15 protein-coding genes are annotated in these 14,301 nt (G+C 65.2%); 3 read left to right on the forward strand and 12 right to left on the reverse strand.

Annotated elements, in window-relative coordinates:
* Positions 1-17 precede the first annotated feature (17 nt).
* Positions 18-191, forward strand: a complete 174-nt coding sequence (locus Q0964_RS00835; RefSeq protein WP_299262396.1) for a DUF5786 family protein — start codon at positions 18-20, stop codon at positions 189-191.
* On the opposite strand, the gene Q0964_RS00840 is transcribed toward Q0964_RS00835, so the two are convergent.
* The 3 genes from Q0964_RS00840 to Q0964_RS00850 form a co-directional block, all read right to left on the reverse strand.
* Complete coding sequence (locus Q0964_RS00840) at positions 169-888, reverse strand: DUF7530 family protein (protein ID WP_299262399.1); 720 nt, start codon at positions 886-888, stop codon at positions 169-171. The genes Q0964_RS00835 and Q0964_RS00840 overlap by 23 nt on opposite strands.
* A complete protein-coding gene (locus tag Q0964_RS00845; RefSeq protein WP_299262400.1) occupies positions 888-1,817 on the reverse strand; it encodes an NAD(P)H-binding protein in 930 nt (309 codons plus the stop codon). The genes Q0964_RS00840 and Q0964_RS00845 overlap by 1 nt, the downstream gene beginning before the upstream one ends.
* Positions 1,818-1,925: 108 nt before the next feature.
* Entirely contained in the window at positions 1,926-2,432 is a 507-nt protein-coding gene (locus Q0964_RS00850; protein WP_299262401.1) for a DUF7858 family protein, read from the reverse strand.
* A 196-nt stretch (positions 2,433-2,628) separates the two neighbouring features.
* On the opposite strand from Q0964_RS00850, the gene Q0964_RS00855 reads away from it, so the two are divergent.
* On the forward strand, positions 2,629-3,492 hold the full coding sequence (locus Q0964_RS00855) for a transcription initiation factor IIB (RefSeq protein WP_299262402.1): 864 nt from the start codon (positions 2,629-2,631) through the stop codon (positions 3,490-3,492).
* On the opposite strand, the gene Q0964_RS00860 is transcribed toward Q0964_RS00855, so the two are convergent.
* The 7 genes from Q0964_RS00860 to Q0964_RS00890 all read right to left on the reverse strand — a co-directional run bounded on the left by Q0964_RS00860 (position 3,471) and on the right by Q0964_RS00890 (position 12,198).
* Positions 3,471-4,136 (reverse strand): MinD/ParA family ATP-binding protein, encoded by a 666-nt coding sequence (locus tag Q0964_RS00860; protein ID WP_299262404.1) that lies wholly within the window; start codon positions 4,134-4,136, stop codon positions 3,471-3,473. The two genes, Q0964_RS00855 and Q0964_RS00860, sit on opposite strands and share 22 nt — an antisense overlap.
* Complete coding sequence (locus tag Q0964_RS00865; protein ID WP_299262405.1) at positions 4,133-4,915, reverse strand: DUF7857 domain-containing protein; 783 nt, start codon at positions 4,913-4,915, stop codon at positions 4,133-4,135. Before Q0964_RS00865 ends, Q0964_RS00860 begins: the two co-directional genes overlap by 4 nt.
* Positions 4,916-4,946: 31 nt before the next feature.
* Positions 4,947-5,762 carry a DUF7856 family protein gene (locus tag Q0964_RS00870; RefSeq protein WP_299262407.1) on the reverse strand — a complete coding sequence of 272 codons (816 nt, stop codon included), beginning with the start codon at positions 5,760-5,762 and terminating at the stop codon, positions 4,947-4,949.
* On the reverse strand, positions 5,759-6,097 hold the full coding sequence (locus Q0964_RS00875; RefSeq protein WP_299262408.1) for a DUF7855 family protein: 339 nt from the start codon (positions 6,095-6,097) through the stop codon (positions 5,759-5,761). Before Q0964_RS00875 ends, Q0964_RS00870 begins: the two co-directional genes overlap by 4 nt.
* A gap of 54 nt (positions 6,098-6,151) precedes the next feature.
* Positions 6,152-6,706 (reverse strand): DUF7504 family protein, encoded by a 555-nt coding sequence (locus Q0964_RS00880; RefSeq protein WP_299262410.1) that lies wholly within the window; start codon positions 6,704-6,706, stop codon positions 6,152-6,154.
* Positions 6,707-6,813: 107 nt separating this feature from the next.
* Positions 6,814-7,119 (reverse strand): DUF7854 family protein, encoded by a 306-nt coding sequence (locus Q0964_RS00885; protein WP_299262413.1) that lies wholly within the window; start codon positions 7,117-7,119, stop codon positions 6,814-6,816.
* A complete protein-coding gene (locus Q0964_RS00890; protein WP_299262415.1) occupies positions 7,120-12,198 on the reverse strand; it encodes an LAGLIDADG family homing endonuclease in 5,079 nt (1,692 codons plus the stop codon). It abuts the gene before it with no gap.
* A gap of 159 nt (positions 12,199-12,357) precedes the next feature.
* Between Q0964_RS00890 and Q0964_RS00895 the strand changes: the two genes are divergently transcribed.
* Entirely contained in the window at positions 12,358-13,491 is a 1,134-nt protein-coding gene (locus Q0964_RS00895) for a hypothetical protein (RefSeq protein WP_299262418.1), read from the forward strand.
* Between the two features lie 30 nt (positions 13,492-13,521).
* Here Q0964_RS00895 and Q0964_RS00900 read toward each other — a convergent pair whose 3' ends face one another.
* Both Q0964_RS00900 and Q0964_RS00905 read right to left on the reverse strand, forming a co-directional pair.
* The gene (locus tag Q0964_RS00900) at positions 13,522-13,671 is read right to left on the reverse strand and encodes a hypothetical protein (protein ID WP_299262421.1); all 150 of its coding nucleotides are present in this window, start codon (positions 13,669-13,671) and stop codon (positions 13,522-13,524) included.
* A 4-nt stretch (positions 13,672-13,675) separates the two neighbouring features.
* Positions 13,676-14,242 (reverse strand): transcriptional regulator, encoded by a 567-nt coding sequence (locus tag Q0964_RS00905; RefSeq protein WP_299262424.1) that lies wholly within the window; start codon positions 14,240-14,242, stop codon positions 13,676-13,678.
* Positions 14,243-14,301: the final 59 nt, after the last annotated feature.

Here is a 14,301-nt window from a genome sequence, read left to right on the forward strand (position 1 = left end):
CGTGAGTAAGAGTAACAATGTCAATGGGTGCCTACGACGAGGAAGAACACGAGCGCCGTGAGCGGAAAAACAGCGAGGTAGACACTGACTTCGACGACGAGCGGACGAACTACAACGGAGAGGTCGACTACGACAGCGGCGAGTCCGCGGAGGACTTACTCGACCAGTTCAGGATGATGAACTCGGAGTAGTTGTTTCTGTCCGGACCCGCAACAGGCACACCGACGCGCCAGTGACGACAGTGACGGCGACGACGTGGCCGATGACGGCTGTCCGGAGGACCGGCGCCGAGGCGAGGAACGGAACCAGTGCAACTTGGAGGACGCCAAAGCCCATCGTCTCCAAGTCCGCTCGCTGGAGCGCACGGGCCGTCGACGGGTCGAACTGGTAGCGGGCCGACCGCCACAGCGCTACGACGCTGGCCCACCAGCCGGTTCCGATACGGTAACATACGTCCCACAGCACTAGCAGGACGAGATAGACCACGAGTATCGGTGGCTCCGGGCCGAACAACGTGGTCAGAATCGGTGTCCCCGACTGGGGTCCGAACACGAACAGGTGCGTAATCAACGCCACGTACGCCAGCACCGAGAGGACCACCTCGACGCTGGACCCGAAGAGGAGGCGCCGGTAGCTCTCGGGGACGGCTTCGCCGCGGACCAGTTGGCTAATCCGGAGCATCTCGACACTTCCGACAGTCGCGACGCCGACTGCGACGGTGCCCACGGCGGCCGCCATCCAGAGGTCGTAGACCGCCGCCAACACTACCACCGCGGTCTCGAAGATGAGAAACTGCATGATGACCGCCGCACGCGTCGAGATATCGATGCCCGGCAGCGCCCCGACGATACTCTCGTACGTCCAGGTCTCTCCGTATTCGGGTTCCATCAGCGCTCCCCCGCGGCGGCCGGTTTCGGCCTGCAGGTGACGGTGGTACCATCGACCGCCCGCCGGACCGCGGTCTCGAACGGCGTCAGTTCGATGGGCAGGAACTCACGGACGCTGTCGTCTCGCACCACGACCGCGTTTTTGACGCCCAGAAGCAACGGATGCGCGACCGACCGGGGAACGTCGGTCACCAGGGTCACCAAGCGAGACGAGAGCTTCGGCGTCAGTGCCGGTACCGGGACGATCACCGGTCGCCAGCCGGTGACGATTTCGGCCGTCCGGGCCATCACCTGCTTGTAGCTCATGACCTCCGGCCCACCGATATCGACCGTCCGACCGGCGAGTTCGGGCACGTCGAGGACGCCGACCAGATACGTCACCGCGTCGTCGATAGCGATGGGTTGACATGGTGTATCGACCCACTGCGGGGTGACCATCACCGGGAGACGAACCGCTAGCTGGCGGACCAACTCGAAGCCGGCACTGCCGTCGCCGACGATCATCGCCGCCCGTAGACTCGTCAGCGCGAACTCCGCATCGGCGAGAATCCGTTCGACCTCGCGCCGCGATTCGAGATGCGCAGAGAGTCGGTCACAGTCCTCGCCCAGTCCACCCAGATAGAGCACTCGCTCGACACCGGCGTCCTCGGCCGCGGCGGCGAAGTTCGTCGCCGCCCGCCGGTCCCGCTCCACGTAGTCCGGCCCCGCACGCATCGAATGGACCAGGTAGTACGCCGCCTCGACGTCGTCCAGCGCCGCGTCGAAGCTTCCGGGCCTCAGCAGGTCACCCTCGAAAATCGTCACCGCGTCGGGGCCATCGTATCCGCCGCGGTCCCGGACGAGTACGGACACGTCGTGGCCGGCGGACAGAAGCGCCGGCACGAGGTGGCCGCCGACGAATCCGGTCGCACCGGTCACCAGCACGCGCATATCCCATGGATGGCCCCGTGTGTCTTAATTGGTCCCCAGTTCTCTCGGCTACGACTCGCGCAGGTCGCTGACACTGCTCACTCGCAGTCTCCGCGACGACCGTCTCGGCTACGACTCGCGCAGGTCGCTGACACTGCTCATCGTCTCCGCCAACGGTTCCCCACCGCCTAACCCCGTCGAGAGCGTCGCAGCGACGGCTTCCCGCGCCCCTGGAATCGGCTCGTGTGTCTCGACGTACGCCGCCAGCGCGAACGCGCGTTCGCTGACCCCACTCAGTTCCATCGCTTCAGTCCGCGAGAGCGTCGCGTCCAGCCAGTCCCGGACGATTTCACGACCCGGCGGACCGACCGGCGAAACCTGCTCACCGAGCAGGTGCAGTGTCTTCGCGGCCGTCGTCGGCGCCACTTCGGCCACGCTAGCTGCCGTCTCGATGGAGCGACCACCAGCGTACACCTCGACGACGGTCGCCGCTACCGCCGGTTCGCAGGGGAGTGCATCGGCGTGCTCGGCCAGTCGCGCGGCAAGGTCCGCGTCGGTCTCGTCGACAGTCGCCACACCCCGGTCCTGCTGTTTCTTGGTCACTTCCACCCCTGCGGCGATATCCGACAACCCCATACGCGAGCGTTCTGCCATCATCATAATAAATGTTCGTGACGCTGAACAAGCGACCGTCCGGGACGACGACGGCCCGAGCCGGACAGTCGACTGGAACGTACCGGTTACCGGTACGTTGTTTCGGCCGCAACCCGTCGTCTCCGGGCGGTCCGAGCGTTCTTTAAATAGTGATTCCGGGCCAACCTTCGACTGTAAGATGGCTACGTCAACACAGTGCTGTCCGGAGTGTCAGGGTAGACTCCGCAAGAGCGAGAGCGAAACGGTGTGTGGGGAGTGCGGGCTCGTTGTCGCGGAAGACAACATCGACCGGGGTCCCGAGTGGCGCAGTTTCGCCGACGACGAGGCGAACAGGGAACGGACCGGCGCACCGCTGACTCGGTCGCGTCACGACCGGGGTCTCACCACCGAGATCGGGCGGTCGACCCGCCTCAAAGGTCGCAAACGGCGCCGGTTCGCCCGGATGCGTCGGCAGCACAACCGCGCTCGAATCAGGTCCAAAGCCGAGCGCAACAGAGTGTACGCGTTCGGCGAGATTCGCCGGCTCGTCAGCACACTCGATCTGACCGACCACGTTCGCGATCAGGCCTGTGTCCTCTTCGAGTCCGCTCAAAAAGAGGACCTCCTCCGGGGTCGCTCCATCGAGGGGTTCACCGCCGCCGTCGTCTACGCGACCTGCCGGACTTCCGCCGTCTCGCGGACACTCGACGAGGTGGTCGGCGCCGCCCGCGCTTCCAAGAGCGAACTCACGGCCGCATACGACGCGCTGAACCGGGACCTCGGCCTCCCGACCGGCCCCATCGACCCTGCGGAGTACCTGCCCCGCTTCGCCAGCCGACTCGACCTTCCGCAGGCAGTCGAGCGCCGGGCTGACGCGCTCGTCGGCACCGCTCGAGAGCGCGGGCTGGTGTCGGGTCGGGACCCATCTGGCGTCGCCGCCGGCTGTCTCTACCTCGCCGCACGGGAACTGGAACGTGATCTCACGCAGGCCGAAGTAGCCGAAACCGCGGGTGTGACGCCGGTGACGCTCCGGGCGACCTATCAGGCACTCAGCGAGGACTGAACCGCCGCGGCCAGCCGTTCGACCTGGCCGGCCACCTCGCTGTCCGGAGCCGCCTGCGTCACGGGCTGGCCACGGGCCTGTGCGTCAGCCAGTGTCGCCGATTCCGGGAGTGCCGTGACCGGCGCGCCGAGTTCGCGGGCCAGCGCGTCCACTGTCCCGTCGTCCGTCGCCCGGTTCAGCACGATCCGGACCAGCCCAGCGTCCAGTTCTCGCGCCAGCGCCCGGGCGCGGACCGCGTTAGCGACCGCCGGTTCGGCCGGCGTCGTCACCAACACGCACGCATCCGCAACGCACAGCCCGAGGCCCACGTCTCCGCCCAGCCCGGCCGGACAGTCGACGACTACCCGGCCGTACTCGGCGGCGACCGACTCGACCGCTGCCACCAGCCGCGTCGGCTCGACCGCTCGCGCTCCCGCCAGCGACCGGCCGCACGGGAGGATAGCGACCGGCGTGTCTTCCCGGACCGCCTCGACCGGTGCCGCACGTCCGGCGAGCACGTCGTGGAGGTCCGGGCCGCGAGCAGCTGGGAGGTCCGCCATCCCCAAGTCCGCGTCGACGACCACCGCGTCCAGCGCGGCCGCCAGATTGTACGCCACCGTCGACTTTCCGACGCCACCTTTCCCGCCGGTGACCGCCAGGATCATGCTACCCGGTCCAGTCGCTCGACCGGCACTGTCGCCGTCTCGGCGCGGTCGACCAGTTCCGACGCTCGTGCCGCCAGCCGTGACAGTCGGTCGACATCCCGGGAGAGTTGTGCATTTAGGTCACGAGCGCCGGCGATGCCTCCGAGCTCTCGGAGCGCCTCGGTTGCGTCCGGCACCCGCGTCGTCGCCGAGAGTCGGTCAGCGGTCTCGACCCGACCCGCGACGGCGTCGAGCGTCGCCGTGACGGGACCACCGCCGGGGTTCGGGCCGGCACTGTCACCGCCGGCGTCCGCGACGGCCGCTGTCGGCTCTGTGTCGCCAGGCGCCGCCGTGTTTTCCCGACCGGTCCGGAGCGTGGACGGCCGCGCTCCACTATCGGTATCGGGCGTCGGCACGGCGTCCCGTGGCGGACGAGGTGCACCGAGCGTCCGGACGACGCCGTCGGGTGTCGTCTCGACTGCCGGGACGGCGACCCGCGGCGCCACGCCGTCGGCGTCGTCGGTCTCGACGGGTTCGGTCTCCTCGACGACCAGCGGGGGGTCGACTGGCGGTGCCGGACTCGCGACACCGAGCGGTCGGACGTCGTCGGCTCCCAGAACGCACGCGAAGCCCTCGTCGTCCCACCCCTCGGCGGGCACGCCCTGTCGGCGCGGCGGCCAGAGCGGCCCGTCGAGTCGGCTGGTCAGCCGAACGCGGCGAGTGTCGCCCGAGTTCTCGACGCGACCAGTCACGAGCGTCACACCGTCTGCACGCGATGCGGTGCAGGAGAGCGTCACCATGGGACGGGCTGGCCTCGGCCTGGGATATAAACTACAGGCGAAACACCTCCGCGTCTATCCAGTCGGCCGCAGTCGTGGGGTCTGCGAAGCGGTCGACCGAAAGCACCACTGGCGCCTGCAGGTCGGCGACCCGCGCCGCGGCCAGTGCCACCGTCACGGCCCCGGCCTCGAACGGGTCGGTCGGCGTCGGCCACGGTGCGGCCTCGACGGCGTCCCGATACTCGTCGGCGGTCTCGTCCGTGAGGTCGTCACGGGCTGCCCGCCGGAGATTCGCCAGTCTGTCTTCCAGCTCCATCCGGCGCTCGCGGGCGTCCCGTGCCGCCCTGGCAGCCTCGGTCGCGGCGTCGTGGCGCTCGCGAGCGGCGATCAACTCCGTCTCCGCCTCGGTGAGGTCCCGCATCGCCGCCGCCAGTTCGGCCTCCGCCTCGTCGGTCTCGACGTTCCGCGCCCGGAGCGCCCGGACCCGCCCACGCAGTTCCGCCACGCGCTCGTCGAGGTGGTCGACCTCGTTCGTCCGCTCGGCCACGTCGACTCGGGCCGTCCGCGTCGATACCTCCGGCACCGTCAGCTCGGCCAGCGCCGACTCGGTCTCGGCGATCCGGTCGTCCTGAGTCGCCGTTCGGCCACGAGAGCGCGCCGCCGCGGTGAGTCCCTGCCGGACCGAGACACACATCTCCGGGTGGATGTCGCCGAGCCACTCGTGAGCAGGCCCCGGATCGGGGGCCTCGACGGCGATGGCGGTGGGCTCGCCTCGGATCGCCCCGACGGCGTCTGCCCGTGACAGCCCCGACTCACGCGCGTCGACGACGCGCCCCTCACGAACCGTGCCCGCGTAGGCGACTCTCATAGCTCGCGGTCTTTCATCACCGCCGGATCGGGGTGGTCGTCGCCACTCGCGAACTTCGCATACGGCGTACTGGCGTGCTCCCGGTCGGCGTATGACTGTGCGGCCGCCCGGACGCCGTCGGGAACTGCCTCGAACTCGTTGAGCGGCGCCGTCCGCTCGACCTGCACGTCGACACCGTACTCCGCTCGGAGCCGCAGAGCCAGAAAGGCCCCGAACTCCGTCTCCTCGAACAGTGCCGCGCGGCCGAACCGACGAACCACCGTCTCTTGATGCGCCTCACAGGCGTTCCGGAGCGTCTGCCGGGCGGCGCGGGAGTATGTAACCACCAGCAACACAGACGAACTGCCAGCCCAACACATCAAAAAAGTATCCACATCGGTCCGGGTTCGCTACCCGACGAGGTTGCGGGTACGCACGTCGGCAGTCCCGTCTTCACGGAGTCGCACCTCCGCGTCGAACAACGACAACAGCGTGTCGATGGTCCGCTGTTCGTGGGCGTTCGGGTCGATGTGGAAGTGAGACACTGCACCGACCGAGTGCAGTTGACCGGTCAGCGCGTGGAGGAACTCGTACGCGGTTTCCAGATCCACGTACTGCAACAGGGCTGTCAGCGAGTCGAAACAGACCGCGATTCGCTCGTCCCGGCCCGAAATGAACTCTCCGACTTTGATTCCGATGCCGGTGAGGTCACTGGCGTTCGAGATGGTCTGTACGGCCTGGGAGTCGATGTCGGCGTTTCCACCACCGCCGACGGTCTCGCCAACGATGATAACGCCGAAGTCCCTGGGGTCAGTGCCGTGAACTGACCGCCACCGGTCGAGACAGGCGCCGGCCGGCGTGGTGAACGAGACCCACAGCACGCTCGCGTCACCGGGCGCGGCCTGTGTGAGCATGTCGACGCAGGCCTCGTCGGTTCCGCTCGTCATCGACGGCGCACCGAGCATGACTGTCGTCGCGTTCCCAATTCGTTCGTTAATGTCGGACTTCTCGGCTGTCACCGGCGTTCTGTCTTTTTATTTGGGAGAGTCCAATTAAAAACCTCGGGTGTTGTTTAGTCGCGTGACTGGTCGGGTTCCACGTCGGCAACACGCTCGACACCGAACGCCTCATGCGAAACGTCGTCGAACAGCGAACGAACGCGCTCGCTGGCTTCTCGTTCGCCGGTCGCCATCACGACCGTCCCCGACACCCGGTCGAGACCGGTGACCCGATATGCCGACAGTTCGCCCTCGAACTCCGTTGCATACGTTCGCAGGATACCGCGGACGTCCCGCTCCAGTCCGTCAAGATCCGTCTCGCCGTCCTCGAACGCTTCGAGGGCGGCTTCGAGGTTCCGTAGCGCAGAGATCCGGTCCATCTAGGTCGTTCTGAGGTGGTCGTTGCGGGGCTCGTACACCTCGCCTTTTTGTTTGAGCTTCTCGATTTCGTGTTCGGCCTTCGAGCGTTCCATCCCGGCTTCCTCGGCGCGTTCGAGGACGCGCTCGACCGGCGCGCCCTCGTCGTACTCGTCCTCGATGTCGGCGATCAGCGTTTTCAGGTTCTTGATCCGGTCGCGCTGACTCTTGGACGTCCCCGTCTCGATCACGTCCGCGTCGAGTTCGCCCGTCTCCGGGTCCATCCCGATATCCTCCAGCGTTCGCTGGACGATCTCGATCACGCGCTGTGCGTCGTCGACCTCAACGGTGTCTGACAGCCGAATACGGGCGCTGGCCTCCGCCAACCGTACCAGCGCCTCTAGCTTCCGGGCCGTCACCGGCACCGGTGCGTCCTCGTCTGTTCCCTGTGAGCGCAGGTCGACGTAAAACTCGCGAATCTCCGCTTTGGCCTCCTCGGTCATCGTCGGGAACACGTTCCGCTTGGCGTACGCCACGTACTTCCGGAGCAGTTCCGCGTCGATTTCCGGCGACACCTCGTCCGTGACGCGGGCGACCTCCTCCTCGGTATAGTCGGATGCCTGCGTCTCCGCACGATGGGTGTTCAACTCCCCCGCGTAGTTGGTCGTCAGGATGTGTTTCGCGAGGTTCCGGTCTGCCTCCTCGTCGGGTTTGTCCGTCACGGTGAAGATCAGGTCGAATCGGGAGACGAGAGCGGGTTCGAGGTCGATCTGCTCGGCGATTGGCTCGTACTGGTCGAAGCGACCGTACTTCGGGTTGGCTGCACCGAGGAGTGAGCAGCGCGATTTGAGTGTCGCGTTGATACCGGCCTTCGAGACGCTGATGGAATTGTGGAGGACGACACCTTCACTGACGAAGGTGTTCGTCGGTTCGACGGTCACGTCGTACACCCAGTCACAGGCGTACTCGCCCTCGTTGGGGACGGTCTCGACATCGGTCACGCGGTAGTATCGGAGGTCACATCGCTGTTCGAGGGCGTCCGATCGTCGCTCGAACTCGGCGAGTGCGTCTTCGACGGCGTCGCGTGCTTCGGCGGCGAGAGAGACACGTCGTTTCTCGTCGTATCCGCCGTTCTCGGCATCGGTTATCACGTTCGCCGTCTCGTCGATTCGCTCGCCGAGTTCGCGACAGGACCAGCCCACTGTTTCCCGAACGGCGGCCAGTGTCTCGGCGTCGGACAGCTCTCTCCGGAGGGCCGCTGCCCGCTCCCGGAGCGCAGCGAGTTCGCTCGTAACCGTCTCGATCTGCACACCCGAGTCCTGGTCGAGATTGGCCCGAAACCTGCCGGTCAGCCGAAGTCCAAGCAGTGAGCGTAGCTCACGGATCTCCCGGGCCGCGCTGGTTGGGAGGACATCGCGGTGGCGTGGCGTCTCCTCGCTTCGGTTGGCGAGCGCCCGCGCGTCGTCGTAGCGGTCGTCCGTCGACTCGACGACCCGGTCCACAAACTTCTCGATCGAGTCGTCCATCACGTAGACCGTCCACGGGTCCTCGACCGAATCGTGGTGGACGCGCGAGGCAACGCCGATCTTCGAGAGTGCGTCGGCATAATCCCTCGCCAGCCCCTCCGAAGCCGTCGAGAACGACAGTGACTCTCTCTCGGCTCCACCGTCCCCGGCGAACGCACCGACGAGGAACCGCCGAATCTCTTCCTCGGAGGCTCCGAGGACCGCCGCCGGAATCCGTCTGTCCCGCGCGGTGTGCATCACCGCTGGGAAGTTCTCTTCGAACCAGCGGATGAGTTTCGTTGAGCCCCACCGTTCCGTGGCAGTACCCACAGCGTTCGTGGTGTCCGTACACTCCATCCCGAACACGTCGCACATCAGGTCAGCCGCTCGGACGGGCAGGCGTTCGTCCGAGTTGGAGAAGCCGATCTCGTGTGCGGACCCGGCATCAGAGTGTCCCTCGGCAGCTAGTAGGCCCAAGAGCTCCGCCAGATCCGGCGACAGTTCGTCGGGAAGGTCGACATCTTTCTGTTCGCCCTGCTGGAGTTCGGAGTCGAGTTCGACGGGGTCCGCCGAGTTTGGAAGCTTCCGAGGCGCAGGAACGAACGCGCCTTCCTCGATACTGCCGGCTTCGACGGTTCCGACTTCGCCGCCGTCGTCGACGAACATCGGGTGTTCCGGCGTTACCAGCACGTTCCGGCCGTTCGAGAACGTCACCCGAACGAACTCGTCGGGGGCTTCGTGCCTACTCACCCGGTCGACCGTCGTCTTCTCGACCCCGTTCGTGTCGAGATCGACCGAGTGAACACCGACTCCCACTACTGGGAGGAGCTCACAGTCTACACCGTCGACGACATCGTCTGAGCGGGCAGCCATCTTTCCATCGACGAACTCGCCGATCTCGACCCGGCGGCCGTCCGCGAGCAGAATATCCGATTTCGGATGGTAGGACTGCTGTTCGAGCGCTTCGTGCATAGCACTCCGGTCGTCGGCGGCCATCTTGTCGAGTTCGTCGACTGCCGCGATGCCTTGGTCGGCCAGTACGAGCGCTCCTGCTTCCAGTGTCCACTGCTGGCCGTCGCCGAAGTCGTCGCGGACAGCCGCCGCGGTCAGTCCTGCTGAGGACGAACCTTTCCCAGACGTATAAACCGAACGTGGTGCGATCTCTCGGACGTACTGTAGTAGCTGGGAGTTGTGGGAAACGACGTTGTTCGAGATGTAGCTGTGCGTCCCCTCGATTTCCAGGTCGTAGACCCAGTCGTACTCGGGTTCGGTCTCCTCTATCGACTCGATTTTGTCCCACAGAACGTCGCCCGTTGCGAGTGATCGAAGCGCGGACACGTCTCCCTCTATGCCAGTGCCGCCACCGTCTGCGATAAAATGAGACTGTCCCACACTGTCAGCCAGTCGCGCCTCGAACGCATCGACGACGGTCTGAAGACTCGCCCGACTCGGATTTCGGTCCCCACGCTCGTAGCGTTGATAGGTAGAGCGTGGCAGACCACAGTCGGCCTGCGTCAGGTCGAGCGCTTCACGAACGCGCGCGAGATCGTCCCCGATCTCCGGGACGATATCACGGTCCGTGTTCTCGATTGTTCCGTTGGACGAACCGGTCGCCGAGGACGTCCGCTCAGTTACGAACCCGATCCGCTGGACGTATCGCTCGAACTGTGTACCACTAATTCGTAGCCGATAGCGATCATTGTGGCGCTCGGTCAGTTGCGACGTGATTCCGAGTGTCAGTAGGAGACTTCTGATATGCTCCAACCGGTCGCGACTCATCGATGCGACCGTGATCTCTCGCTGGGTCGCCGACACGTGACCTTCGCCTTCGATGAAGGCACGCAGGAAGGCGGATTTCGTTCGGCGGCTCGCGCCCATTATTTCGGCAGGAACGCATTCCTCTGCAGACGCTCCGAGGATGTTTGCATCTAACCGTTGCAGGAAGCGAACGAACTCGCTGGAGAAACACGCGATCTCGCGTGCCGATTTCCCGTCGTGAGCGCCACGCTCAGTGTAGTTCAGACCGAGTCGCTCCAGTGTGTCAGCGACATCGTCGAGTACCTCGTGGTCGTCGTCTGTAATCGAAACGAGTCCGGTATCGTCCTCGCGTTGTTCGACGTACCCCTCGGCGACGATGTACCCGAGTAGCCGCGCCAACCACGGCGTCCACGTTTCGGGAAGGTCGAGACGAACGGTACTGTTCGGTCGGGAGCGGCGATAATCGGCTCCGAGGGCGTCGTCGCCCTCCGTAGGAAGTTCTCGTGGCGTCGCGACGAACTGACCCTCAGTCAGGGAGTCGGCTCTCCTCGCGTCGAGCCCCCCTCCAGACTGGACGAACAACGGATGGGACGGTGTCACTTCGAGTTCGTACCCACTGGCTGTCCGCACTCGGTACATTCGGTCCGGGGCTTCGCGTTTCCAGACCCTCGTCGCGCACCCGAGTCCGATTTTGCCGTCGTCTCGAAGCGATGGGACCTCGATGTCGACCTCGTCGTAAACACCGTCGTCGACGGGCACCGGGTCGTCCAACTTCTCCTCGACAAGGTCGCGAATCGGTCGTTCGCTTCCGTCAGCCAGCGTAATTTTTGTGTCTCCGCGGACGCATTTGCCCGTACCCGGATCGCCGATGAGCAGCATATGCAGGTCGCCGCGGATGCGGGACTCGTCGGGCAGGTGTTTCGTGACCCCGGAGAACAACTGGAGGATAATCGCCAACTTGGCCTGACGATAGCCGTAGATAGAGGGGGCAATAGAGTCGACCATCGTCTCGTAAATTCCCGCCTCTTCGGAGAGTGAGACGATTTCCTTTTTATCCTCGTCGGTGATGTCCATATCCTCGAACTGTTCGTCCTCGATGGTGACCGCAGAGCCGTCCATGTACACGTCGAACATGGGCGATTTCTCCTGTTGGCCCCCCTGCTGGTCGAGGTTGAGTTCGCCGCTGACCCGGACGTGGTCGCCGGCGGTCACCCGTCCCGTGATGTCGTCCTCGATGTTCACGTCGATGCTCTGGGGTGTCTCACCGCCCCGGAGCCCCTCGGGACTCTCCTGGATGCGGAGTTTCTGAGCGTCGACGAACTCCGATTGGTCGTAGTTGATTCGGAACGGGCCCTGGCGTTCACACCCCTGGCACTCGTGGGGCTCCTGGAAATCGCCGGCTGTCTGTGGGATGCGGGTCAGAGTCCCACAGCGCTGACACTCGAAGGCAGCCGTCGTCACTTTGGGGCGAACGTCAGTTGCTTTCCGGACGATGCCCGTGACGGCGATGAGCTTTCCGCGGTGGTCGGCGCGGATATCGCGAATCCCCGTCGTTTTTGGGAGGTTCTGGACGCGGACGTGAGCCTGCCCGAGCTTCACGTCCACGGGGAGGTCGTAGAGCCGCAGGGCCTCCTCGGCGTAGTCCTGGAACTGGCCCGGGTGGTTACGGTAGTCGTCGGCCAGGTCCGGATCGAACCGATAGAGGTCCTGCCAGTCGACGTAGAGAGACTTCTGTTCGTTGGGGTACTTCTGGGCGAGTTCACCGATCTCGTTCCGGTAGTAGTTGCGGTAGAACTCCTCGAAGAGATCGATGACTTCGGTGTCCTCCGCGCGCGCCATCTGTCGTCACATGGTTGTGCCCACTCGCCTAAGAAGGTTCGCAACGCGGGGTGAAACTGAACGCTGTCCGGTGTTGCTACGTCGCCGGCGACCCACAGGTCAGACGACGAATCGGTCGGATAGATAGAGTTAATACGTCAAACATACATCATCGAACTGATGCGCCGCCGCACCCTCCTCGCGACCGTCGGTGCCGGACTCGCTACCGGTTGCTCGGAGTCGATTCCTCTGCTCGACCCCGACGACACCCCGTCCGAAACCGACAACACGCCTCCCGGTCCCGGCACGCCGCCCGAGTCGCCTCCGACGGAGACAGTGGAACCGACCGCGACGGATGTGGAACCTACCGAGGAACCGACCGGGACCGAGACGCCAAACCAGGCCGAGCGCCGCGGTGCCGAGGTCATCGGGAACGCCCGCGACCGCCTCGGCGACGCCTACGACGCGTACGTCGGTTTCGCCGACGATAGTGGGGGCCGAGGCGAGGACGGGACTGCCACCCTGCTCGATGTGACTGTCGCGACCGACGTGACCTTCTCGCGCGTGACCGGTCCTGTCAGCGAGGCCAGACGGACGCTCGAGGAACTCCCGCGTCGGGCCAGCGGCGAACAGTACGAGGCGTCGCGGCGGCTTCGAGGCGTCACGACCGTTCTCGATCAGGGAATCCGGTTTCAGGACGATATCCGGAGTGCGCACGAGGAGTTCGAGTTCGTTCTCGGCCGGATCTACGCCGACAACACCGGCACGGTGCCCAACGCCCTCGGCAGAATGCGCACCGCCCGGTCGGCTGCCGCCGAACACCTCGACGCCATCGAGAGCGAGAGCGCAGTCGAGGACGCCGACGCGTTCGACCAGTTCGATACCTCGACCTACGAGGCGAAAGTCGACCAGTTCCGGCGGGCCGTCTCGGCCTTCGAGGCACTCCCCGACGCGCTCGCTGGCGTCAAGCGTGGTCTCGACGGGTTCAGGGGTGCTGCCCGGTCTTACCGGAGCGAACAGTACCTCTCGGCGGAACGGGAATTCGAGACAGTCGGCGACGAACTACGCGTTGCCAGCGACGCGCTGGCGGACGTCCAGGCGCCCGGTCCCATGACCGACGCCGTCTCGGATCTGGCCGGCGTCACCGACGCACTCGCGTTGGCCGCCGTCGACTTCGAGACTGCCGCCGACACGGGGTCACGGGGCGAACGCAATGCACGTGAGACCGCTCTCGCCGACGCGAAAGCGCACCTGCGCGAGTCGGACGTCGCCGTCGAGCGCCTCGACGTCGTCCAGCGCCTCCTCCGGGAGTAGTCAGGCCGTCTCGACGAACCTCTCGGCTTTTCATGCGACCGGTTCGGCGTCCTCGAACACCACCATCAGCGGCACACGCTGCACCTGGAACCGGTCGATGGGTGGCGGGTCGTCCCGTGGGTCTTCGTGGCGTTGAACTAATCGACGGGGGATTCGAGCCGTGAGGACCGCGTGAAACACCGGTCTACTCGACCATCCACGAGATTATCGCGCCCTGCTTGTGGATCGTATGCTGGAGTCCCGTGAAGTGCGCTATCTCACACACGGTCGCCTCCACGTCGTACCAGTAGGCGATGTCTTTGGCTATCTTGTCCGCTATGTCCTCGGCGGTGTACCGACTCGGGAGTGCCTCTACGGTCTCTGGGTCACTATCTGCCCGTTTGTAGAACAGCCCCAGTAGACCCGCTCGGTCTCCGATGTCCGACTCTGCGAGGCTCTGTGCATCAGTCAACAACGTGTTCCGGTGGAACGGGCTGAAGACGTGTTTGAACATATCCGGCTCGGGGTCGCCGTTCGCTCGCCAGTACCGGATTAATTTGGCTTCAACGGGTGTCCCGTCGGGTAACTTCAGGTCACACCGTTCAGAACTCTCGGGGTAGGACACCTCCCGGTCTACCCCCTCGTATCGACTATCTTGATCGCGGAGGTCCCGGAGAATGAGTTCGATCTGCCGTTCTTCGTTTTCCGACCCGATTCCGTTCCCATACTGGCCGGTAGTCCGACTATCAACGTCGGGGACTACCTCCGCCATATCGGTAGTTAGTTCTCCAAGTGACGACGACTCGCCCATACAGTTCGTTGCGTCACCGT

It is taken from the genome of Halorientalis sp. (assembly GCF_028275115.1).
In the GTDB taxonomy this organism is placed as follows: Archaea; Halobacteriota; Halobacteria; order Halobacteriales; family Haloarculaceae; genus Halorientalis.